This window comes from Marinospirillum perlucidum, assembly GCF_003336805.1.
GTDB lineage: Bacteria > Pseudomonadota > Gammaproteobacteria > Pseudomonadales > Halomonadaceae > Marinospirillum > Marinospirillum perlucidum.
This window is the reverse complement of record NZ_QFWJ01000003.1, coordinates 329,770-352,931: the sequence shown is the minus strand read 5'-3', so window position 1 is coordinate 352,931 and position 23,162 is coordinate 329,770. Positions and strand designations below refer to the sequence as shown.

The window sequence follows — 23,162 nt, the reverse complement described above, 5'->3', positions numbered from 1 at the left end:
GGAGTTTTTAACTGTTTTCCTGGCTCGCCTCAGCAGGTGCGGAAGACTTGCCAGTCAGTAGCTGCCAAACCAGAATCAGAGCAGCCAGTGCCAGGCCACCCAGGTCGGTCATCCAGCCACCGGCAATCATGGCCAGTGCAGCGACCAGCAGCAGACCTCGCTGAATCAGGTTGACCCTTGCGTTCAAGAACCAGCCCTGAACGGCAGCGGCGAGCAGATAGATACCGATACCGGCAGTAATGGCCACGCGCAGGATCTGATCCCAGCTACCGTCCATCAGCAGTGCAGGACTGTAGAAGAACATGAAGGGCACGATAAAGGCTGCCAGACCGAACTTGAAGGAGGTCATGGCTGTTCTCAGAGGGTCAGTACCCGAGATGGCCGAAGCCGCATAGCCAGCCAAGGCCACCGGTGGAGTAATTGCAGACAGAACCGCGTAGTAGAACACGAAGAAGTGAGCAACCAGCGGTGGAATGCCAATCTGCTGCAGACCGGGTGCCACCACGGAAGCTGCTACGGCATAGGCCGCAGTGGTCGGCATACCCATGCCCAGCAGAATGCTGATACACATGGCAAAGAAGAGCGCCAGCAGATGACTGGCATCAGCAATGTTCAGCAGCATGGAGGCAAAGCGAGCGCCCACACCGGTCAAGCTGATCACGCCCACGATAATACCGGCACAGGCACAGACGGCAATCAGGGGAATCGCCATGCGCGCACCCAGAGACAGGGCTTCCAGCAGCTGTTTTGGCCCCATACGGAAAGGCGTCAACCAGGACACCACGGCCGCACTCAGCATGGCCAGAGTACCGGCACGAATCACCGAGTAACCCATAAACAGGGTGGAGATCAGAATAATAATCGGCAGGAACAGATAGATCTGGCGCACCATCTTGCCGAACTGAGGCAGCTGGTCACGCGAAAGACCGGACATGCCTTCACGACGCGCTTCCAGATCAACCATCAGGTAGATGGACAGGAAGTAGAGAGCCGCAGGCAACAGGGCTGCAATAGCAATCTCGGTGTAGGGAATGCCAGTAATCTCGGCCATGATGAAGGCACCCGCCCCCATGATGGGAGGCACGATCTGACCACCGGTCGAAGCAGCCGCTTCGATACCGCCCGCACTGCGGGGGTGATAACCCACTTTCTTCATCAGAGGAATGGTCAGACTACCCGTCGCAACCACGTTACCGGCAGAAGTACCGTTGATCATGCCCATCAGGCCGGATGCAAAAACAGCGACCTTGGCAGGGCCACCCCGTGTACGACCAGCGGCAGCAAAAGCGAAATTAACAAAGTAATCACCCACGCGCGAAGCCTGCAAGAAGGCCGCGAAGGTGATGAAAAGAATGATATAGGTTGAGGAAACCGCAGTGGTTGGCCCCAGAATGCCGTTATCGGTGTAGATATAGGTAAAGAAGCGATCCATATCATAGCCGCGGTGTTCGAGGATACCGGGCAGATAAGGACCGGCAAAAGCATAAATCAGGAAGACCGCAGTAATCACCAGAAGCGCCATCCCCGCCACACGACGAGTCAGCTCCATGATCAGAATCACCCCGGCGAAAGCCACCAGGAAATCGGTATTACTGACCATGGGTGTGCCTGCAGCCAAACGCCAGCGACCCAGCACAAACAGCAGATAGGCGGCCACGACAACAGCAGCCACCATCAGCAGCCAGTCGGCCCAGTGGATATCACGGTTATTGCCTTCTTTCCAGATCCAGCTACTGACGATAGCGATCACGGTTCCAGCAGCCAGGGTCCAGGCAGCCAGGGGTAAGACAGCGATTCCATCTCCCAGGGGTAAATCGGGAGGCAGCATCTGGCCGTAGGCTTCCCGCGCGATCCAGGCGTAAACCATGCCCAGAGCGGCTTGCAGCATTAACAGACCGGCAGGAATAAACACCAGCCATTGCAGGGGAGAAATAGGGGACTTCTCGCGATTTCTGTCGAGAGTAAAAGCCGCAATCAGGGCAAAACCAACCAACAAGCCACCCGCAACGTGAAGAATACGAAAGGCCCAGGTTTCAATGGGTTCAATGTTCAGTGCATAGAGGTGCAGCAGGGTATAGAAAACACAGGCAGCAAAGATCACCTTGCCCACCATACCGGTCAGATCCCGCTCGTTGTGACCCAGCGGAATATCGGATACCCCTTCGGCACCGATTTTATCTGAGGCTTCAGCTTCTGCAGCTGCAGGAGATTTATCGGTCATCGTCAGAAATTCACATTTTTCGTGTTAAAGAGCCTCTGATTAACGTTACGTGGCCAGCAGAACCCGCGCAGTCGTTAATCAGAGGTTTCTTAAAACGCCGGCCCGAGGGCCAGCGTCAGCTTTACTTACTCAAAGCCTAGAATCAGTCCTGCAGATTGTCAGGAATGTCTACGCCATTTTCTTCAAACCAGCGAGCTGCGCCTTCGTGCCACTGTACAATAGTGTTGTACTGGGCGTTCTCAGGCAGGGTTTCCTTGGCTGCACCGTGGATCTGCAGCATGCGCTCGTGGTTTTCCATAACGGCTTCAGTGACTTGGTAAACCAGAGAAGCAGGCATGTCCTTGTGAGTGATGGCAAAGTTCCACAGAGACAGAGCAGGAATATCTTCATCAACAGAAGAATAAACGCTGGCAGGAATCACACCCTGGCTCAGTTCTGGGTAATCCGCAGAAATCTGGGCGATGTCTTCGTTGGAGTAGGAGAAGATGTTCACGTCAGCCTGGGCTTCCAGCTGGCTGAAAGCAGAAACCGGCATACCGGCAGCAAAAGCGAAGGCATCAATCAGGCCATCCTGCAGCTGACCGGCCAGATCGGAAGCACCGCCATTGGTGGTGGTCACATCCAGACCCAGTTTTTCAAACAGCTGAGGGTGGTACATATCCGCAGTACCGCCGGCAGGGCCTACACCAACGGTCTTGCCGTCGAGGTCGGAAACCGAATCGATACCGGAATCAGCCAGAGCGATGATCTGCAGAGTTGTCTGGTACATGGGGAAAACAGCACGTACGTCTTCGTGCATCATGCCAGGAGCCAGTTCACTCTTGCCTTGCAGAGCCTGAACCAGAGGACCGGTTGTTACCATACCGAAGTCATGCTCGCCCATCTGTACCAGGGTGGCGTTCTGTACAGGACCGCCAGTTACTTCTGCGCCTGCAGAAATACCCAGCTCTTCACCAACCAGGTTGGCCCAGCCGGAACCGTAGATGTAATAGGTGCCGCCCTGACTGGCAGTACCAACTGTAATGCTGTTGGGCCAATCGCTGCGGTGATCATCTGCCAGAGCGGCCGTGGACATCAGTGCTGCGGTGCAAGTCGCAACAAGCAGTTTTCCAGTGTTAAAACGCATAGGGGGATTTCTCCTGATTATCTTTTTTCTAGGATTTTTCTTTCGTCGATTGCTAAATAGCGCCTTCTAGAATTGCAAGGCCCATGCCAAGCGTAAAAATGCCCCAGATACTGGATTCGCGGCCCTGAAGGCCGCATTAGGTGTGCGGATATCCGCACAGATGGAAAAATCGGCAGGCGAACTTCCGCCACCGGCTTGCAGGCATAAAAAAAGCACCCGCAAAAGGGTGCTTAGTGATCAGAGGTAAAAGCGGGTTACTGGCTGGGATGGGCTTCAACTTTGGCCAGTGCCACTTCCAGTGCCTCCTTGAGTCGCTCTTCCATCTGCAGAATTTCCACCTCGGACATATAAAAGGTGGTATCGACATCAAAGCGCACATAGAAAGCAGGCAGTTGATTCAGAGTCAGGCAGATAACATCCTCGACAAAATCCTGATCCTTGCCATCCAGGCGCTTTTCTCGTGACAGCAGGGATTTCAGGGCCGTTTCATAGTAGTTATGCACATTCTCCGTCACCATAGGCTCACCTATTTTGCTCGGTAAATGATACCCGGACGACACTGCACCATTTCATACTTGTCAGGCATGTTGGACAAGGCCTCGGACGCCCCCAGGAACAGATAACCGCCCGGTTTGAGAGTGGCGTGAATCCGTTTGAGAATATCCTTCTTCAGATCCGCCGAAAAATAGATAAGCACATTGCGGCAGAAGACCACATCAAACCGGCCCAGCATTGTGTAGCTGTGCAGCAGGTTCATCATGCGAAATTCCACGCGCCGCTGAATATTGGGATTGACCTTCCAGCGCCCCTCGCCGGTCTGGGTAAAGTGCTTGGTCAGCCTCTCCTGGGAAAGACCCCGCCCGATCGCCAGCATCTCGTAGGTACCCGAACGCGCCTTACTCAGTGCCGAAGCGGAAATATCCGTGCCCAGAATTTTTTCACCCATGCGAAAAGCACTTGGATTCTTCTTCTTGAATTCTTCCAGCACCATGGAGATGGAATAGGGCTCCTGCCCGGTGGAAGCGGCCGCTGACCAGATTTTCAAGGGTTCACGCGACTGGTTGGCAGCCAATTCGGGCAAGACTTTCTGTTCCAGAATATTGAAAGGATGCACGTCCCGAAACCAGAGGGTTTCATTGGTCGTCATGGCATCGACGACGGCTTCTTTCAGACCCGAGCGGGGATTGCGCTGCATGGCGCGCATCAGATCGGTCAGACTGGCAAGATTCTGCTGCGCCATGATCTTGTTCAGACGGCTGGTCACCAGGTACTGCTTGTTATCACCCAGCAATATCCCACAGGCCTCCTGCAAAAAATTGCGGAAGGCCTCGAACTCCTGAGGGCTTAAGGTTTTAGTGACAGACATCCATACCACCCTTGACCAGCAAATGACTAACCATAATAGTAACTCAAATGACTAAAAGCTACGATTTGCATCACACTTTCTCGCCTGCTACTGCCTGAATCTGGCCGATCACCACGCGGGCCAGCTCATCGGCATCGTATTTGGGCAAGAAGAAGTTGGCACCCACTTTCTTGACCATCGCCTCATTGAAAATACCACTCAGGGAGGAATGCAGCAGCACCGGCAGGTTTGCCAGGCGTGGGTCCTCCTTGATACGGCGCGTCAGGGTATAGCCGTCCATTTCCGGCATTTCGATATCGGAAATAATCATCAACAGCTCATCCTGAACCCGCTTGCCTTCATCCGCCAGGCGGTTCAGATATTCCAAAGCTTCCTTACCATTGGTCAAACTGGTGTAGCCGATCCCTGTTTCCTTCAGGTTTCTTTCCACCTGATGCCGCGCCACACTGGAATCATCCACCAGCAGCAGATGGTAATTGCCCGCTATCGCCTTGACCTCGTCCGTCAGAATGTGATCAGAAACGCCCTGGGCAAAGGGATCAACACTGGCGATGATTTTTTCCACATCGACAATTTCAATCAGCTGGTTATCCATCTGGGTCACCGCTGTCAGAAAGCTGTCTTTACCACTACCACGGGGTGGTGGATGCACGGCCTCCCAATCAATATTGACGATCCTGTCGACTTCGCGAACCAGGAACCCCTGGGTGCGGCGGTTGTACTCCGTTACTATGACAAAATGCTTTTCCGGGTTTTGCATGGCTGGCTGACGTATGGCCATACCCAGATCAACGATGGAAACAGCTCCGTCGCGAACATGCGCAACCCCACGCACATGCGGCGTGTGATGGGGCAGATTCGTCAGGCGTGGACAGGGTATAATCTCCTTGACCTTGAACACATTAATGCCATACAGCTGCCGGCCATTCAGGCGAAAAAGCAGCAATTCCATACGGTTGCCGCCAGCAACCTTGTTGCGGTCGGCCAGCTTGCCTGCGGAAGTGGTCATAGGCACTCTTCTTTAACAGTAAGGATCGTTATTACACAAACTAATCCAGAGTATAAACTGCAAGCGCCCAGATTTCTAAAAACCTTGAAAAGTTGACTGACCATGTTGATCAAAAGCCATCCGGCGGCGAACAAGAAACCCCTAAAAACCGGCTCCTGGCCTCTCCTTCTGGCCTTTTTCCTCAGCCTGATGGCCACTACAGCCGCTGCAACCCCCTATCAGGACCTGGACGCCCTCCAGGAAGAAGCACGCACCTGGATCAACAGCCAGTTGGATCAGGAAAGCGCCAGCCACCAAATCCAGTTCAACACCCTGGATTCCAGCCTGAGGCTGCAGAACTGCCCGGCCCCGCTGGATTTTGAACTCCACAGCAATCAGGAGCTGCGCGGACGCACCCCCATTAAAGTCATTTGCGATCAGGCCAATTGGTTTATCTACATCACCGCCGATATTCAGGTAATGGCCCAGGTAGTCGTTGCTGCCAACCATCTGGCGCGCGGCTCCCTGGTGACTGGCCCCCAGATTCGCTTGGAAGAAAGAGACATCTCCCGCCTGAGATACGACTACTTTACCGACCCCCAGGCGGTGATCGGCATGGAGGTCAAGCGGCGCATCCAGGCAGGCAGCATCCTGACAGGCCGCCAGTTGAACATCACCCAGGCCGTCAATGCCGGGGATGAAGTCATCATCCAGGCGCGCAGTAGCTCGCTGACCATCCGGATTACCGGCGAAGCGCTGGAAGGCGGGCGCATTGGTGACCAGATCCGGGTGCGCAATCTTCAGTCAGGACGCATAATTCGTGCTAGAATCCTTGCCAGAGGGCTGGTTGAAGTTGCTCTTTAGGCTTTACGTAACTTTTTGCCGAATTTCGTGTAAAAAAATCTAAAGTTTTTTCCCGCTGCGCCGAAACCCTTAGTAACAGGCATCATGATTAACTAACGGGATATGCAATTATGGCTATCGAACTCAATGGAATCAGCAATAACCTCAACCCGCGGGTTAGAGGTAGTGATCAGGGTTCGGCAAAAGACAGCGCAGCCACTACTACCAAGGCTGAAACGCCAGCCGCTGCCGAAGATCGTGTCCAGCTGAGCAGTCACGCCCAAAACCTCTACAAGGCTGAAGGTGACGACTCTTTTGATTCCAGCAAGGTCGCAGCCCTGCGCCAGCAGATTGAAGAAGGCAGCTACTCTGTAGACTACCAGAAACTGGCCGGTAAGCTGATCGATCTGGAATCCCAGCTCTAAAAGGCTCCCTTGATACAGCAAAACGCTTTTGAACCCCTGCAGGAAACTGCAGCGGGTTCTTTTGTCGTCTCTGCTGATCGGCTACACTGCGGTTAATTAGCGACTAATCAGGAAGGTTCAAGCGTGCCCCAGACCCCGGCCCAGACATTCAAAGACCTGCTGCTGACAGCAATCGGTCATCTCAAGCAGCTACTGCAACTGGTTGAAGAAGAGCACCAGCTACTCAAGGGTGCCCAGGATTCACCAGAAGAGCTGGAGAGAGTCACTGCAGAAAAGACCCGCCTGCTGCAAAACGTGCAGAAGGATGTGGATGCACGCAAAGCCTTTCTGGAAGAACAGCAACTGAGTGCCGACGTCCAGGGACTGGAAGCCTTCTTTGCCAGCCTGCCTGAAGGCAATGCCAAGGCCCTGCGCCAGGGCTGGAACCAACTGGTAACCCTGCTGGAAAAAGTGCATCAGCAAAATAACGTTAATGGTCGCCTGATCAACCGCGCCATGCAGCACTTTGATATTCTGCTCAATACCCTGCAATCCACCCAGGGCAAGGTTAAGGTCTACCACCCTTCCGGTGGCGCCGGAGATCTCAACATCCCCCGCAACCTGGGCAAAGCCTGAAGGACGGAGGTTCACTATGGCCAAAGATGCATCCCATCTGGTAACCGATCCTTCCGAAATTGCCAGCCTGCTCAGTTCCCTGCATCGCCAGCATGCCTCGGTCACGATCAATTTTCACGGCCGCAGCCAGCATTACGCCAGTATGCTGGTCGAAGTAGACAGAGACCAGAAGGTCTTTTATCTGGATGAATTCAATCCCCCCAGCGGCCACAAACTGGCCCTGGCCGGAGAAAGCTTTGGCGTACGAGCTAACACCCAGGGGCTCTCCATTTTCTTCAGTCAATGCCAGGCAATCAGTGTTCTGGAAGACGAAAAAGGCCTGGTCTACAAGGTCGCCTTCCCCACTGCCGTACAACACAACCAGAAACGTGAAGCCTATCGCGCCCGTGTACTGGCTTCCATGCAGGCCCCCATCACCCTGCTGGCCTATGAAAGAGGCAAACCCATCCAGGGCCGACTGGTGGACCTTTCCAACGGCGGCTGCAACCTGATCTGCGAAGAGCTGCCCGACCCGCCGCTTCGTAATATGGAAATCTTTGAAGAACTGACCCTGGATGTAAAGGACTTTGAACGCAGCATCACCGTTCCCGCTGAAATCCGCCGCATCAGCGCCGATGAAAAAAAGGAAACCGTGCACTGCGGCATCCGCTTTATCAATGTTGATGGAGCCACCCAGGCAGAAATCGACCGCCTGGTGATGTTTCTCCAGCGCGAAGCCTTGCGATTGGACTCTGGCCGAGATTAAACGTTATAATTCAGCCGCTTCGCAAGCGTGCCTCAATAGCTCAGCTGGATAGAGCGTCCCCCTCCTAAGGGGAAGGTCGCAGGTTCGAATCCTGCTTGGGGTACCACTCTTCCAGCAGCACTTCATCCGTTTCTACAGACTGAAAGCCCCCCGCTTTTTTCAAGCAACTCTGCGGCAAAAGCCTTTCAAGTTCATGCATTGGCTGGCATCCCCGGTAGCGATTCGCTAAAGTTAGATGATCCGAACATAACATTAAAAAGAAAACGAGTTCTGCTTCCATGCTGGTATGTCCTAGCCCTTCCTGCCCTGCATTTTTTATGGCCTTGTTGCCCGGGTATGAGTGATGGCTGCCTACCCCAGTGATCAGAAAACACCTGCCCGCCCGAGCCAGGCTTACAATGAGCTGCTGGAATCCATCTATGATTCAGCAACCCACCCGGAAGCCTTTGAATACTTCCTCAAAAAACTCTGTGCTTTTACTCAAAGTGGCTCGGCCAATCTGTCTACCGTTAATGTAAGTGAAGGCTGTTTTGTCGGCGGCTGGATTTACGGGTTCAAAAAAGAGGATCTGGCCCTCTACATGGAAGAAAACCTGATCAATCAGGACCCCATCGCCCAAAAAATCATGAGCTCACCGCCTGGTCAGTTTATTGCCATAAGAAAAATCATTGATTGGGAGAGTTTCAAACAGGAGACTATCTACAAGCGGTGGGTCGAACCCCAGGATATTATCGACTCAGCGGGCTGCATGATCAAAAGCGAGGGCAGCATCCAGACCACCCTGTTTATTCAAAGAAAGACCGCTCAGGGCCCCTTTACCGATGAGGAGGTTCACTTCCTCAATTCCCTGGTCCCTCACATCCAGCGATCCGTTAGCCTTTACTTGCGACTGGCCGCGAAGGACATGGCCAACCAGACGCTTCCCAACGTGCTTGATGCCCTGGCCACCCCCACGATCCTGCTCGACTCCCGAGGACTGGTAAAACACGTGAATACCACCGCCCAAGCCTTCATGACGCAACGCGGCTGGATCAGTATAGAAAACAACCTGCTGACTTCCAGTGTGAAGGAACTGCGCAACCGCTTTAATTCCTTTTTAATGACCAACGCCGCCTACATTCATGCTGAACAGGGAAGTGGGCAATCGGTGATTCATACTCAGGTCGGGGGTGAACACCTGGCTTTCTGTATGCAGCAGGTGGATGCCGCCCCAGGTTCGGGCACCAACGGAGGAGCCCTGCTATTTATTCACCACCAAGAACAGTGGATTGATGAGAGAAAGGTGCCGGTTATTGCCGAACTTTTTCATCTAACACCGGCAGAAGCCAGGGTCGCCCTCTTGCTCGCACAAGGCATGAGCATTGAAGCCATCGCCAATTATCTACAACGCCAGAACACCACCGTGAGAACTCAGCTCAAAAGCGTCTTCTCAAAAACCGGCACCAACTCCCAGGGACAACTGGTATCCCTGTTACTGACCAGCCCCGTCTTTTTGACCTGATCCACCTCTGGCACATCAAAACGGCTGCACCCAACTTGGATGCAGCCACTGAAGGATTCGGTTAGTTAGTTTCTATCCAAACCCCCAAGCCCTTGCCATTAAGAGAATCAGCCTGACCTTCCGGCGTACTAGCCTCTATGAGGATATTGGCGCCACTGGGCAACCTTTCAATTGGCGTAAGAATAAAGCTCCAGCTATCGCCATGATCATCGGTTTCCGTGTAGTAAAGCCGACCATTGGTAACCTTCCAGGTGATCGAATTGTAATCGCCACCAATGAAATTAACTATGCCTCGATCATCATCATAAAAACTGAGATTCCATTTTGGTAAATCAAAAGCCTCTAAACTAAAACTCTTTACACTGATATCCGCCTCGGTAAAGAGCGTACCGATGGTTAGCTCCTGGCTGCCTTTGTCATAGAAGATGCTGCCTTCACTTTCAGCCGAGAGATCCACAGTGATTTTATTGCCTGCTGCCCAGGAGATGTCGTCACCCAAGGTGCCCAGACCCGCACCGCGAGTAAAATCCTCCTGGCCGGACGGTGAAGTCACCTCCACCAAAATATTCTCCCCAGCCGCTGTTGTTTCTATGGGCGTGAGGGTAAAGGTCCAGGTATCACCGTAATCATCGGTTTCGGTAAAAATAATCTTGCCATCACTGATCTGCCAGCTAATGCTATTGGAATCATCGGCACTAAATTTAATACTGCCCGTGCCACCACTTCTAAAGATCAGCGTCCAGGCATCCAGATCAAACACCTTGAAATCCAGTGATTTGCCGGAGATATCCGCCTCGGTATAACCGCTTGCCAAATCCAGGGTGCGCGTGCCCTTGTCATAAAAGACACCTTCCTGATTCTCCACCTGCAGTTGCAATGTTCGCGTATGGCTTTGCAGGTGAGCGATGGCATCACTGCCATTCACCAGGCTGGTCGTCACAGAACCACTGTTATTGATCAGCGTTTCCACATCACTGGCAAAACTGCTACTGGCAAAATCAATGGATAAGCCTGCTGCGCTTTCGTGGGCCTGGTTATCAATTTTAATGCCGCCCGTATCCGGGTCACCATCAGCATCCAGGGTTTGCAGCAAGCGGGCAATATTGACCGCAGTGGTGTTATTGACATCCGTGGTTCCTGCCAGGGTCAAGGGCGACATCACCTCACCGGCTGTGACAGCAGGCAATTCCAGATCACCAATACTGAAAGTGACCGTCTCACCCGACTTATACTGGAATTCGCCCTGATCATTGGTTCTGCCGCTGAAAGAAGCGGTTGAATAAGCCAGGTTCACCACCGGACTATCAACAAAACTGCCCGTCAGCGTCTGATCACTCGTATCGGAACCGGAAGATGAACCACTACCACCATCACCGCCCAGGCAAGCCGTCAATAAAAGGGCACTTGTAGTAACCCCCAGAATTTGTGGAAATCTTCTTTTTATTCGCATGGGTCATCTCCTCAGCATTGAAATCAAGAAGGTGTCTCGACCACCAGCCTGCAACCTCGACACCCACACAGACCTGAAACTATCTGCCTCGGGCAAAGACTAGCCAGCTCAGTGACAACCCGCATGCCCCATATGGGTTAGATTGCATAAAAAATGCAGATCATCATACAAACACATAAAGCTGTATATTTATACAGCATCAATCCATCTTTTGATTTCAGTAAAAACAGCAGCAGAGACACACAAAGAAAAGCCAGTAACCGCCAGAAAACTGGCATAGCAGGCTCTTTAGCCCATAAATCACCCAACAGATGGGTAGACTTAAACCTTCAAAACATAATGACTGTATATTTATACAGCTTCAATAAACTTGCGGGAAATCAAGCAAAAGACAAGACAGCGGGGATTTGCTTGCTGGCATTAGATGGGTTTGATAGAAAGGAATAAGGATCATAAAAACCCAGCCACCACCGCAGGATGCGAGTCTTACCCTGACCCATCCCCTGGGGCGGCATCGTGAAAGCAGTAATCCAGACGTGCACACTTTGTTTGCCGGTAATGCTCAAAAGACACTAGGGAGCCTCTGATTAACGTGATGAGCGCCGGTTAGACAAGGCGAAATTGAACGAAAAAGCGGAGTTTACAGCGAGTAAATGAGCATTTTGAGGTCAATTTCAACGCAGTATAATCAAGCGCAATAGTTAATCAGAGGTTTCCTAGCAAAATCCAGAAAGACCAAAGTATTCAATGAACTGGAAGTACAGCGACGTAGATAGTAAGCAGGGCAAACAGGGGAAAACGTGCATGCACGGTTTTATAGGCAAAAAGTTACTGGGTAGGCAGGGAGTAAGTTGTTTAAAATCAGAGCTTTAAACGCTCTAGAGGCCTTTGACTGGATGCTTGATAACGAGGGGGCCTTATGAATAAAAATGTTATATTATTTAGAGAGTTTCATGCCATACATCTTAGATTTATCAAAATTAGAACTCGGTGATATTATCCTAGAATCAGGAACTACTAAGTTTAGTGGTCTGATTAAGTTTGGAACTGGGAGCAAATATTCCCACGCAATGATTTATGTCGGGAGTTCAATCATTCATGCTCTAACAGATGGCGTTTATTCTAAAAACCCTCAGAGAATTATTGTTGATGATGAAAAATGTCTTAAGGTCCTTAGAGCAAAGGATAAATTAACTGACAAGAGCAAAGCCATTATTACACAATATGCTCGAAATCTGTCTGGAAGTTTATATAACATACCTGAGGCTGGCGCTAGCTTATTGCTTAACAAAGCAAAAAAAAATGCAATTACAACAGACCAATTTTGCTCTCGCCTTGTGTCACAATCATATCTACAAGCCGGCATTTCAATTGTAAAAAACCCAGATTATTGCTCACCAGAGGATTTAAATAAGTCCCAAGCTCTCATAGAAGTTAAAGATTGCTTAAGGGAAGCAACCCAAGAAGAAGTAGATTTTTCAGAAACATCAGATCCCATTAAAGAAAACCAACGAAGAATGTTTGACTGGCTTAATAAAGCAAGGGATAGCTTCAAGAAAAAAGGAATAGTAATTCAAACAGATAATGATGTTCAAACTGCCTTGATGTCACACCCAGACCTTGATGATGAAATTTGTTCTTATATAAAAAGCAGTGAGTACCTTGAACATTTTAGCTACGATAAGGTCGTGAATCCCCATAGATATGATCTGGATTTGTTTTTGAAAAAAAGTCAAGAAACAGGTCTTGGAATTGAGTTGTTTTTTGGTGAAATTAACAAAGAACCAAATGAAATAACAAGACACTCTACCAGCCTTTTCCAAAGCGGACTAAATTCCACTCATTTAGGTCTTGAGTATCATCGCCTGCATACTGAACTCTATAAAAACCTATTATCGATGTCTAAGGATAGGCTTACAACTTTACTCCAGTTTGCTCAGCTCATTCAGCAAAGGAAGCTAGTTCAAATTTGCGAATATCAGTTAGATTACATTGCAAAAATAATATAACAAGTAAATCCAGGTGACGCCTACGGCGCACCTGATTTAGGCGTTCAGGCTGTAGAAAAACCTAAGAGGTTTCGGTTTCTGAGAATTTATCTCGCTTCTACATAAATTCTGAAGTTTTTGATGATGAAAAGTGATCCATAATTTACATAGGGTCGCCATTTTTAGTACAAAAAATGATCAACTTTATAGGCTGAGGTTTTTCTACAGCCTCGTTAGGCACTTAGAAAGAGCAGAGGTAAGAATTGGCACATTTATCAGACATGGAAGAGCTTTTACAGAATATTCCTAATCCTCAAATTTCAGATTACATGAGGGAAGCCCTACAGTGCTATAACTCAGGGGCTTACAGAGGATGCATTGTTCTTAGTTGCATTGCTCTATTTGACGACAGTGTAAACAAGCTGGCTGATATCAGAGGCTTCAATAAGAAAGCGAAGGAAATACATGATGAGGTTGTCCGTCGCCAAAAAGAGCAAGATGTATTCGAATCTTATCTTTTGGATCAATTATCGGCTAACAAACTGATCTCGGAGCTTGATTCAGCGACGATTAATACCATTAAAGCTCGTAGAAACAAAGCGGCTCATCCCAGCGGTCACAAGCCGTCAGCAGAAGAAGCTCGCTATATTTATTTTGAAGTTATTGACAAGTTTCTAAGCAAGCAATCGTTTAATTCAAAAGTACTAGCAGACGAAATTTTGGAGAGACTCGAAAATACTGGCTTTTTTCCTTCAAATCAAATTGAAGACGTTAGATCAGTTGTCATTCATGAAATCAAACTGCTTCACAGTGACTCTTTTCCATACTTTCTATCTAAACTGATCGAAGGGGTAACGAGCAAAAACACATATTTGACTCAAAACTCTCGCTATTTTTTAGATGGCTTGTCTTCACTTAATCACGATAAGTGGAATGGTATTATTGTAGCCAAACTGCTCGAAAAGAAGCTCGGAGATGATAAATATGATTCTCAGTGTTTAGCTGCTGTTTCATTGAATCCAAAGTTGATTGAGGAGCTATCTGAAACAGCGATGAAGCGACTTAGACAGTCGATTGAAACCAACACAAAAGAAATGCCAAATAGCTCATCCGTAAATAGTCCTGCACATCTTTTTGAAAATATACTGAGATATAACCCCCCAGCAATAAAAGCTTTAAAAAATGAGTGCGTTCAATTTATTCAGAAGCACTCCTATCTGCCTTTGTCTCCGAGGATTGCAAGTTTTGATGACGATTTATGGGGTCAGTATCAAGATATATTGTTGTCGAAGGCTGGTTCTAGCACGTTTGATACAGCTAACAATTTCTCGAAAAAGTTCGGGGTTATTGAAAAGTCCATTGTAGATAAATCTAGTGATGAGTATCTACTAAAACTGATGATTGGCATTATAAGTGCGGCTGAGTGGGGAGCATGGGGAGCAGAATCAATAGTTTCGAATAAATTTGAAAGCTACCCTGAGCTTAAAAATAGGGTGTCGGTCTTTTGCTTAAATAATGAAGCAGAGTGCTTGAAAATTTACGGCGATGAAAAATCAGAGATTGATAGTGTTGCAAAATTCATGAAGCGATATTTAGAGGACGATAAGGGTGATGCCTAACACCTATGAGCCTTCTGGCTGTCAATAGAACGTAGGGATTTTTTATTGGCCGCGTCAGCGGCCAATATCAAATCCCTGAGCCAGTGATCCTACTTCATCTGTCATCGTTGGCTGTTGGTGGCTTACAGCAAACATACCCGAGGGCACCTCCTGCGGTCGCCTACTGAGGCTCTCTTAACGTGGTGGTTCACCACTGCCAGACCAGGTTGCTCCTTGCAGGTCGGTCTGGGGCACTAGACATTCATCGGTTAACCAGCAGCTGTCCTATTCAAAAACCGGGTTACTTTACAGTTCCAGTTAGTTTCAGGTTCAGCGCCGGTGTAAGCCCACTCGCTCAGAGGGTAATCCCCCCAAAAAATAATCGCGGTGATAAGTGGAATTTTGTACTCTGATGAAGAAATGAAATCAAATAATCTCTAATACGGCTTGGAATCAGACCTTTCAAGAATATAAATAGGGGGAATTCCTTTTCCCCGGTTCCTTTAGGCACTCGTGCTATCCAACAGCTCTGGCGATCAGGCCAGGTTTTCTTCAAAGAAGCTGGTCAGCTTGTCGAAGGGAATCTTGTCGAGCTGATCGTAGAGATCGACGTGGTTGGCGTCTTCAATGATCATCAGTTCCTTGGGTTCGGCCGCATCGGCATAGGCACTTTCACTGAAGTAGAGGGAGTGCGCCTTGTCACCGTGAATAAACAGGGTGGGACGCGGTGAAATCTCGTCGATGTAGGTCAGCAGCGGCATGTTCATGAAGGACAGCGGGTTGGTCAGCGTCCAGGAGGCGTTGGAGTTAACCGAACGCGGATGGAAGCCTCGCTCTCTGGATTTGTAGTAGCCGGCGTATTCCACCACGAACTGGGGTTCGCCACCCTCCAACTCCAGGGAAACAGGACCATAGGCGGGCTCACCCTTTTCGGCATCAACCCAGCGCTGCTGGCTGAGCTGTTCCAGATTGGCAGTGCGCTCTTCAGCGGTCATGCTGTCAAAATAGCCCTTGGCCATGACCCGGCTCATGTCGTACATGGTGCTGGTCGCCACTGCCTTGACGCGCTTGTCCACGGCTGCAGCGTTCAGGGCCATGCCGCCAAAACCGCAGATACCGATAATGCCGATTTTTTCGCGATCCACCTGTTCCTGCAGACCCAGAAAGTCGATGGCAGCACTGAAGTCTTCGGTATTGATATCCGGCGAGGCCACATTGCGTGGCTGACCACCACTTTCACCCGTGTAGGAAGGATCAAACGCCAGGGTGATAAAGCCTCGCTCGGCCATTGTCTGGGCATAAAGGCCGGAGACCTGCTCTTTGACGGCACCAAAGGGGCCACTCAAGGCCAGGGCGGCCAGCTTGCCCTGGGCATTTTTGGGTTTATAGAGGTCGGCTGCCAGGGTGATGCCATAGCGGTTTACAAAGGTCACTTTCTGGTGATCGACCTGGTTGCTCTTGGGAAAAGTCTTGTCCCATTCGCTAGTCAATTCCACGCGGGAATGTGCGAAAACGGGCGTTGTGGATGCAATGCTCATAGCCGCGATGCCTGCTCCTGTCATTTTCAGTAGATTGCGACGTTCCAGATTGGTAGTTTCCTGTTCGGGGGCTTCTTTCATGGTTATTGCTCCAGGTAATTTTCAAGGACGCCTTGGGCGCGTTGGCCGGTTTCTGCGTTGACTCGCTCGTGCAGTACCTCGACCAGTTGTTTCAGTTCATCGGTGCTCAGACCGCTGTTCATGCCAATCCCCAGGTGGGCCCGGAATTGCGGCTCGGCACCCGGAAGCGCAGCCAGCATGCCCAGGGTGGCGATTTCACGATCCTTCCAACTGAGGTTGTCGCGGGCGAAGATGTCGCCAAAAAGGTGGGTTTTCAAAAACTCATCAGCCGCCGGGGCAAAATCAAACAGAGCACCTTCAACCGGCTGGCCGACCAGCTCGGTCTGGTTGGCGGTTCCCTGCGCCAGCAGCTCGTCGCCTTGGGGGATGGGGGCTTCGGGCGCTCGACCGACTTCATCTTCAATACCGGCTTCACGCCTTGCTTCAATCACCTGCATGTAGGTGCCCAGGGCATTCAAGCTGCGTGGAAAACCGGCATAGGCGTAAAGCTGAACCAGAACTTCTTTGCCGTCATGAATGGTCATACCGGCATCCAGGGCTGCATTGAGGGCGTCTTTCAAGGCTTCAAGATCACCGGCTGCACCCAGAGCTGCAACGGGGATCAGAGCTTGTTGGCGTTCACTCAGGGCAGTTTGCGAGGTCGACATGGCGTTGTCCTCCGAGTTGGATGTTGAAGCCAGACCCCAAACGGGGATGAGTAGCAAACCAAGGAGCAGGCTCCTCAGCAGTGGCGGTAAAAAACGTGATGACATGGTGGCTCCTGTGGGTTACTGGTTTTCAAATAACCGCTGACCCTTGTAGATCCTGATCAGCTGGATCTCAGCTTAGGAGCAGCCCAACCCACCAACAACAGCCCTGGATTCATCGAAGCCATGAATCAAATCGATCAATCGCTATAAAAAGTTGGTGTAGACTGAAAAAAATCCAATAATCACTTAAAAATAATCATCGATCTTCCAGTTGCTTGCCGAAGCGCCAGGCCTCTGGAAATCAACCGCTTAACCAGCGAGGCAGCCATGCGTGAGGAATTGAATGATCTGGCCCTGTTTATGGCCGTGGCGGAAGAAAAAAGCTTTACCCGAGCCGCAGCCCGGCTGGATTTATCCCAGTCGGCGGTGAGTCATGCTGTGCGACGTCTGGAAGCCCACGTTGGAATCCGGCTGCTGAACCGTACCTCGCGCCGGGTTTCCACCACGGATGCCGGGGAAAAACTGCTGGCAGCCCTGCGCCCCGGACTGGGCATGATCACTTCACGCATCGAGGAACTGCGTCTGCTGGGCGATGCCCCCCAGGGCCTGGTGCGGATTTCCACCAGCAAGGCGGCCCTCAACAGTTTTCTCTGGCCCAAGCTTTCCAAGATCATCAGTGATTACCCTGAAGTACAGATTGAACTCAACCTGGAAAGTCGCCTGACGGATTTAACCGAAGAGCGCTTTGATGCCGGGGTGCGCCTGCGCGAGTTTGTCAGCCCGGACATGATTGCCGTGCCCATCAGTCCGCGGATACGTCTGGCTGCCGTGGCCTCACCTGACTACATCAAAAAGCATGGCATCCCCGAACACCCGGACGATCTGGATGAGCATGCCTGCCTGGCCCTGCGTTTTCATTCCCACGCCAGTGCCTATGACTGGGAATTTGCCAAGGACGGCGAAGAGATCGTTAAGAAAGTCCACGGCCCTTTTATCTTCAGTGAAAGCGATATCGCCATCGAAGCGGCCAAAGCCGGACATGGCATTGCCTTTGTCACTGAACCGGAAATCCGTGAAGAAGTGGAGCAAGGCAACCTGCGCGAACTCCTTACCGACTGGTGCCCGCCCTTTGAAGGCTATTACCTCTGTTATTCGGGGCGTCGTAATATCAGCTCGGCCTTTCGCCTGGTGATTGACCGCCTCAAATACAAAGGCGAGGCTAATTGACAACAAAACACGCCAAATGCAGCAAAATAACTAATAATTCAAGCAAAATTCAAAAAACCTGATATTTAAAAACCTTCGATTCAGGACACCTGATCCAGCCTTATGCTTGCACATCAGCGCCTACCGAATATATGATCCATATATAGATCATATATTCAGAGGTTTGCTATGGGGATTGTTAAGATTAACGACGAGTTGCACGAAGAAATCCGCAAGGCCAGCTCAGTCATGGTTCGCTCCATTAATGCTCAAGCTGAGTATTGGATAAAAATGGGTATGCTGGCTGAAGCCAACCCCAGCATGACTTTCTCTGAGCTGATCCGTGAGCAGATGAAACAGGCCGATGTCGACCTGGATCTCAGGAAGGTGATCGGTGGCTAGTGTAGCGCTGAAAAATCCTGAAGAGCTGGATCTCATGCGCGAGGCAGGCCGTCTGCTGGCTTCGGTTTTTGATCATCTTGATCGCTTCATTGAACCCGGAGTCACCACCATGGCGATCAATAACCGGGTAGATCATTACATCACCGAAGAACTCAAGGCCCGCCCTGCCAGCAAAGGCCAGTATGGCTATCCCTATGTGCTGAACAGCTCGATCAACGAGGTCATCTGCCACGGTGTGCCTTCGGCAACCCAGCAGCTCAAATCCGGGGATATCGTCAATATTGATATCACTCTGGAGAAAAACGGGTTTATTGCCGATTCCAGCAAGATGTATCAGGTCGGTGAGGTCAATCCCATCGCCCGCCGACTGGTCGAGAAAACCTATGAGGCCCTGTGGCGCGGTATCCGCGTGGTAAAACCCGGCGCCACCCTGGGTGATATCGGTTATGCCATCCAGCGTTATGCCCAGAAAAACGGCTATTCGGTGGTGCGTGAATTCTGCGGTCACGGGATTGGCCGGGAAATGCACGAAGCCCCCCAGGTACTGCACTATGGTCAGCCGGGTCGAGGCCTGGTTCTGGAAGAAGGCATGGTGTTTACCATCGAACCCATGATCAACCAGGGCAAAGCCAAGATTAAGCAGTTGAATGATGGCTGGACGGTCATCACCCACGACAAGAAGCTATCCGCCCAGTGGGAGCACACGATCGCCGTTACCGCTGATGGCTTTGAAGTGCTGACCCTTCGCGATGAAGAGCGCCAGCAACACTGACCTAACCCGCCTAAAACCAAGAAGGAAGCGCAACCGATGGCACTGAAAGGAAGCTGTTTATGCGGCCAGATCCGTTATGAAATTGATGCGTTGGCAATGCCGATCCAGCATTGCCACTGTCAGACTTGCCGCAAGGCCCATGCCGCTCCCTTTGCGACGACCGCAGGGGTAAAGCGCGAGCAGTTTCGCTGGCTTCAGGGCACCAGCAGTTTGTCCACGTTTGAATCCTCACCGGGAAAGCTGCGCCATTTTTGCAAGCACTGCGGCTCGCATTTACTCGCTGAAAGACCCGCGCAGCCTCATGTCATCCTGCGGGTGGCCACTCTGGATGACGATCCAGGGTTAAGGCCCCAAGCGCATATCTGGGTTTCGCAGGAGGTTCCCTGGCTTGAATACGCCGGAGTAAACCACCACAGTGAATATCAGGATGATCCTTAATCAGCAGCAGCACCCTGAAAATCCCCTGAAAAATCACCTGTGACCCGGGATTGAATCATGAGCAGCCACCCCCTCAACTGGCCCGAAGAGTCGTTTTGCCTGCGGCCTTCCACACTGGACCTGACCGCGCTGGCACAAGAGGTCTACCGGCTGACCTGCCGAACGGATTTTTCGGCACCGGGTTTCTGCCTGGTTAATCTGGGTGCGGCCCTGGATTCCCGGGCGCAGCGCCAGTTGATGGTGGATCTCAAACAGGCCCTGGCGGCGCTGCATGAAACCCGAACTGCAAGCACGCTGGTTTATCAGTCGGCCGGGCGCTTTGATCAGCAAAAAAGCACCGGTTTTCATCGCGATGGCGGGCCAGCAGAAAGCCTTTTGATGCTGGGCTATGAACCCACTGGGGTGAAAGCAGAAGTAAGCCTTGCTGATTTCTCCCGCTTTGCCCGAGATCTGGGCCTGACGCCGGAAGCTTATCTGAGCCAGCACTCCCCTCTTTCTCCGCCCAGCCGCGAGCAACTTCAGCCCTATACCACCCACCTGCCCAGCTTTGCAAAAACGGATTTTCAAATTCTCTGCGTCAATAATTCCTGCCTGCCGCTATCCTCGGATCAGCCGGGTTGGCAAGGCGTTTTTCACAGTGCGCTCATCCTGACTCCGGATGCCACCCAGCAACGGGTGATCAATTCCACCCAGATCGCCACGGCTCCCAAGGGCACACCCGATGCCCTTACCGAGGATGAACTGCAAACCTTTATCACCACCACCCAGGTGCTGTAACAGCAAAATCGGCTGACTCTAAAGCGGCCTTTGGCTTTTCCCAGCAGTTACTTCTTCCCCCTGCCTGAAATTTTTTTCATCCGTCCAGAGCTGCATTTTCTTACCCTGTGCAGAAGCTTTCCAAGCTATTGATTTAAAAGATCTATTAAATAATCCAGATAGGCGCTTTTTTGATCCTGACCAGTACCCGGAAAACTCACCGGTCAAGGGAAGGCTGTTGTCTTGGTGCTGAAGTTTGTGTAAGGTTTTTATTGATTGAACGTTCAATTAAAAATAATGGATTGAATTGCTATGCCCAAAATTGGAATGCGAGACACCCGCCGGCAGCAATTGATTGAAGCCACCATGGCCTCGATTGCCGAGCTGGGAATGCAGAAAACCACGATCATCAGCATCAGCCGTCGTGCGGGCCTGTCTTCGGGCATTATCAGCCACTATTTCGGTGGCAAAGAGGGTCTGATTGAAGCGGCCCTGCGCTATCTGCTGGAACAACTGGGCAAGGAATTGAAAGAACGTTTGGCCTTGAGTGATGGCACTCCTGAGCAACGCCTGGAGTGCATTGTTGAAGCCAATTTCTCCGACTTCCAGCAATCGGAAATGACCGCCAAGACCTGGCTGAGTTTCTGGGCCAGATCCATGCACGAGCCGGGGCTGCAGCGTTTGCAACAGATCAACAATGCCCGCTTGTACAGCAATCTGCGCTATGCCTTTGCTGCCCGCTTGCCCAAGGAGGCAGCCACCGCCGCCGCGCGCCAGACGGCCTCGATGATTGATGGTTTCTGGCTGCGCAGTGCTTTGAGCAAAGACCCGACTGAAGGTTTTGAGGCTGCAAAAATCCTGTGCAAAGACTTTGCACTGAAAACACTGAATTCAGGATCTTGAAGATCCCGGTAATCTGGAGCTGAATCATGGCAGTAACCCGCTATCAGAATTTTATCCACGGCCAATTTGTGGCTAACGCTTCGGGCGAGACTTTTGAGGTCATCAATCCGGGCACTGGTGAACTGGCCTATGAGGTGGAAGTTGCGGATGAGAAAATCCAGCAGGCCGCCATCGAAAGTGCCCGTGCCGGTTTTCAGGCCTGGTCTGCCATGACCGGCATGGAGCGCAGCCGCATTCTGCGCAAGGCGGCTGATCTACTGCGTGAACGCAATGATGAGCTGGCTGCGGTGGAAGTCATCGACACCGGCAAACCCCTGCAGGAAGCCGAAGCCGTGGATATCGTCACCGGTGCTGATGCGGTGGAATATTTTGCCAATGCTGCGCCCAGCATCGAGGGCATGCAGCAGGATCTGGGCGAGGATTTCTTTTACACCCGCCGCGAACCCCTGGGCATCTGTGCCGGTATCGGTGCCTGGAACTACCCCATCCAGATTGCCTGCTGGAAGTCGGCTCCAGCGCTGGCCACTGGCAACAGCATGATTTTCAAGCCTTCCGAAGAAACGCCTCTGGGAGCGGTCAAACTGGCCGAAATCTACATCGAAGCCGGGGTTCCTGCAGGCGTGTTCAACGTCATTCATGGCGCTGGCGAAGTGGGTGCCTGGCTGACCCATCACCCTGAAATTGCCAAGGTGTCTTTCACCGGAGAAGTGGCTACCGGCAAGAAGGTCATGGCCGGTGCGGCCACCTCGCTCAAGGAGGTCACCATGGAGCTGGGCGGCAAGTCCCCGCTGATCATTTTTGATGATGCCGATGTGGATAACGCCGTCTCTGCAGCCATGGTGGGCAACTTCTACACCCAGGGCGAAATCTGCACCAACGGCACTCGGGTGTTTGTCCACGAAAGCATCTACGACGCCTTTATACAGCGCCTGCTGGAGCGTACCCGCAACAACATCAAGATGGGCAATCCAGCCGACCCTGAAACCAACTTTGGTGCACTCATCTCCAGTAAGCATCGTGATCTGGTCTTGAGTTATATCGAAAAAGGCCGGGCTGAGGGTGCCACCCTCACCTATGGTGGCCAGGCGGCCAGCCCCGAATCTGCACCCGGTGGCTACTTTGTCGAACCGACCATCTTCACCGATTGCAGCGATGAGATGACCATCGTGAAGGAAGAAATCTTTGGCCCGGTCATGTCGGTGCTGACCTTCAAAGACGAAGCCGAAGTGATTCGCCGTGCCAACGCTACTGATCTGGGGCTGGCCGCAGGGGTCTTCACTCAGGATATCCGCAGGGGTCATCGAGTCATTCACCAGTTGCAAGCCGGTATCTGCTGGATCAACAGCTATGGCGATTCCCCGGTGGAAATGCCGGTGGGTGGTTACAAGCTATCCGGGATTGGCCGCGAAAACGGGCGTGAAACCCTGACTCACTACACCCAGATCAAGTCGGTGTATGTGGGCATGAAGGATCTGGACGCGCCCTTTTAATCAACCCCTCACCAGGAGAAA

At 51.4% G+C, this 23,162-nt stretch carries 23 protein-coding genes and 1 tRNA gene; 16 read left to right on the top strand and 8 right to left on the bottom strand.

Annotated features, from left to right (window positions below):
- Positions 1 to 7 precede the first annotated feature (7 nt).
- From DFK18_RS06450 to DFK18_RS06430, 5 genes are all read right to left on the bottom strand, one after another.
- Positions 8 to 2,113: a TRAP transporter permease gene (locus tag DFK18_RS06450; RefSeq protein ID WP_425451590.1), complete on the bottom strand. Its 2,106-nt coding sequence runs from the start codon at positions 2,111 to 2,113 to the stop codon at positions 8 to 10.
- A 250-nt stretch (positions 2,114 to 2,363) separates the two neighbouring features.
- Complete coding sequence (locus tag DFK18_RS06445) at positions 2,364 to 3,347, bottom strand: TAXI family TRAP transporter solute-binding subunit (protein WP_114417411.1); 984 nt, start codon at positions 3,345 to 3,347, stop codon at positions 2,364 to 2,366.
- A gap of 254 nt (positions 3,348 to 3,601) precedes the next feature.
- On the bottom strand, positions 3,602 to 3,865 hold the full coding sequence (locus DFK18_RS06440; RefSeq protein WP_114417410.1) for a late competence development ComFB family protein: 264 nt from the start codon (positions 3,863 to 3,865) through the stop codon (positions 3,602 to 3,604).
- Between the two features lie 8 nt (positions 3,866 to 3,873).
- The gene (locus DFK18_RS06435; RefSeq protein WP_114417409.1) at positions 3,874 to 4,713 is read right to left on the bottom strand and encodes a CheR family methyltransferase; all 840 of its coding nucleotides are present in this window, start codon (positions 4,711 to 4,713) and stop codon (positions 3,874 to 3,876) included.
- A gap of 70 nt (positions 4,714 to 4,783) precedes the next feature.
- Positions 4,784 to 5,722 carry a chemotaxis protein CheV gene (locus DFK18_RS06430; protein WP_114417408.1) on the bottom strand — a complete coding sequence of 313 codons (939 nt, stop codon included), beginning with the start codon at positions 5,720 to 5,722 and terminating at the stop codon, positions 4,784 to 4,786.
- 102 nt (positions 5,723 to 5,824) lie between these two features.
- On the opposite strand from DFK18_RS06430, the gene flgA reads away from it, so the two are divergent.
- From flgA to DFK18_RS06400, 6 genes are all read left to right on the top strand, one after another.
- Positions 5,825 to 6,565, top strand: coding sequence for a flagellar basal body P-ring formation chaperone FlgA (flgA, locus tag DFK18_RS06425; RefSeq protein WP_114417407.1), 741 nt, complete (start codon positions 5,825 to 5,827; stop codon positions 6,563 to 6,565).
- 110 nt (positions 6,566 to 6,675) lie between these two features.
- Positions 6,676 to 6,969, top strand: coding sequence for a flagellar biosynthesis anti-sigma factor FlgM (gene flgM, locus DFK18_RS06420; protein ID WP_114417406.1), 294 nt, complete (start codon positions 6,676 to 6,678; stop codon positions 6,967 to 6,969).
- Positions 6,970 to 7,092: 123 nt separating this feature from the next.
- The gene (locus tag DFK18_RS06415; RefSeq protein ID WP_114417405.1) at positions 7,093 to 7,584 is read left to right on the top strand and encodes a flagella synthesis protein FlgN; all 492 of its coding nucleotides are present in this window, start codon (positions 7,093 to 7,095) and stop codon (positions 7,582 to 7,584) included.
- A 16-nt stretch (positions 7,585 to 7,600) separates the two neighbouring features.
- Entirely contained in the window at positions 7,601 to 8,329 is a 729-nt protein-coding gene (locus tag DFK18_RS06410) for a flagellar brake protein (RefSeq protein ID WP_114417404.1), read from the top strand.
- A gap of 29 nt (positions 8,330 to 8,358) precedes the next feature.
- Positions 8,359 to 8,435: transfer RNA gene (locus tag DFK18_RS06405), tRNA-Arg, on the top strand.
- A 237-nt stretch (positions 8,436 to 8,672) separates the two neighbouring features.
- On the top strand, positions 8,673 to 9,830 hold the full coding sequence (locus DFK18_RS06400) for a helix-turn-helix transcriptional regulator (protein WP_114417403.1): 1,158 nt from the start codon (positions 8,673 to 8,675) through the stop codon (positions 9,828 to 9,830).
- 61 nt (positions 9,831 to 9,891) lie between these two features.
- Here the strand turns inward: DFK18_RS06400 and DFK18_RS06395 are convergent, their stop codons facing one another.
- Entirely contained in the window at positions 9,892 to 11,280 is a 1,389-nt protein-coding gene (locus DFK18_RS06395; protein ID WP_162299713.1) for a hypothetical protein, read from the bottom strand.
- A gap of 153 nt (positions 11,281 to 11,433) precedes the next feature.
- Between DFK18_RS06395 and DFK18_RS14480 the strand changes: the two genes are divergently transcribed.
- The 3 genes from DFK18_RS14480 (at position 11,434) to DFK18_RS06385 (ending at position 14,887) form a co-directional block, all read left to right on the top strand.
- A complete protein-coding gene (locus DFK18_RS14480; protein WP_162299712.1) occupies positions 11,434 to 11,727 on the top strand; it encodes a hypothetical protein in 294 nt (97 codons plus the stop codon).
- Between the two features lie 506 nt (positions 11,728 to 12,233).
- Positions 12,234 to 13,289 carry a YiiX/YebB-like N1pC/P60 family cysteine hydrolase gene (locus tag DFK18_RS06390; protein WP_162299711.1) on the top strand — a complete coding sequence of 352 codons (1,056 nt, stop codon included), beginning with the start codon at positions 12,234 to 12,236 and terminating at the stop codon, positions 13,287 to 13,289.
- A 242-nt stretch (positions 13,290 to 13,531) separates the two neighbouring features.
- Complete coding sequence (locus DFK18_RS06385) at positions 13,532 to 14,887, top strand: hypothetical protein (protein WP_162299710.1); 1,356 nt, start codon at positions 13,532 to 13,534, stop codon at positions 14,885 to 14,887.
- A gap of 515 nt (positions 14,888 to 15,402) precedes the next feature.
- On the opposite strand, the gene DFK18_RS06380 is transcribed toward DFK18_RS06385, so the two are convergent.
- On the bottom strand, positions 15,403 to 16,485 hold the full coding sequence (locus tag DFK18_RS06380; RefSeq protein ID WP_114417399.1) for an alpha/beta hydrolase: 1,083 nt from the start codon (positions 16,483 to 16,485) through the stop codon (positions 15,403 to 15,405).
- Between the two features lie 2 nt (positions 16,486 to 16,487).
- Positions 16,488 to 17,237 (bottom strand): carboxymuconolactone decarboxylase family protein, encoded by a 750-nt coding sequence (locus tag DFK18_RS06375; RefSeq protein WP_218563911.1) that lies wholly within the window; start codon positions 17,235 to 17,237, stop codon positions 16,488 to 16,490.
- Between the two features lie 264 nt (positions 17,238 to 17,501).
- Here DFK18_RS06375 and DFK18_RS06370 point away from each other — a divergent pair, with 264 nt between their 5' ends.
- The 7 genes from DFK18_RS06370 (at position 17,502) to betB (ending at position 23,141) form a co-directional block, all read left to right on the top strand.
- Positions 17,502 to 18,401 (top strand): LysR family transcriptional regulator, encoded by a 900-nt coding sequence (locus DFK18_RS06370; RefSeq protein ID WP_114417397.1) that lies wholly within the window; start codon positions 17,502 to 17,504, stop codon positions 18,399 to 18,401.
- Positions 18,402 to 18,569: 168 nt separating this feature from the next.
- Entirely contained in the window at positions 18,570 to 18,782 is a 213-nt protein-coding gene (locus DFK18_RS06365) for a ParD-like family protein (RefSeq protein ID WP_114417396.1), read from the top strand.
- Complete coding sequence (gene map / locus DFK18_RS06360; RefSeq protein ID WP_114417395.1) at positions 18,775 to 19,554, top strand: type I methionyl aminopeptidase; 780 nt, start codon at positions 18,775 to 18,777, stop codon at positions 19,552 to 19,554. Before DFK18_RS06365 ends, map begins: the two co-directional genes overlap by 8 nt.
- 36 nt (positions 19,555 to 19,590) lie before the next feature.
- Entirely contained in the window at positions 19,591 to 19,992 is a 402-nt protein-coding gene (locus DFK18_RS06355) for a GFA family protein (protein WP_114417394.1), read from the top strand.
- Between the two features lie 57 nt (positions 19,993 to 20,049).
- Positions 20,050 to 20,769 (top strand): hypothetical protein, encoded by a 720-nt coding sequence (locus DFK18_RS06350; protein WP_114417393.1) that lies wholly within the window; start codon positions 20,050 to 20,052, stop codon positions 20,767 to 20,769.
- A 291-nt stretch (positions 20,770 to 21,060) separates the two neighbouring features.
- A complete protein-coding gene (gene betI / locus DFK18_RS06345) occupies positions 21,061 to 21,651 on the top strand; it encodes a transcriptional regulator BetI (protein ID WP_114417392.1) in 591 nt (196 codons plus the stop codon).
- A 26-nt stretch (positions 21,652 to 21,677) separates the two neighbouring features.
- Positions 21,678 to 23,141: a betaine-aldehyde dehydrogenase gene (betB, locus tag DFK18_RS06340; RefSeq protein WP_114417391.1), complete on the top strand. Its 1,464-nt coding sequence runs from the start codon at positions 21,678 to 21,680 to the stop codon at positions 23,139 to 23,141.
- Positions 23,142 to 23,162: the final 21 nt, after the last annotated feature.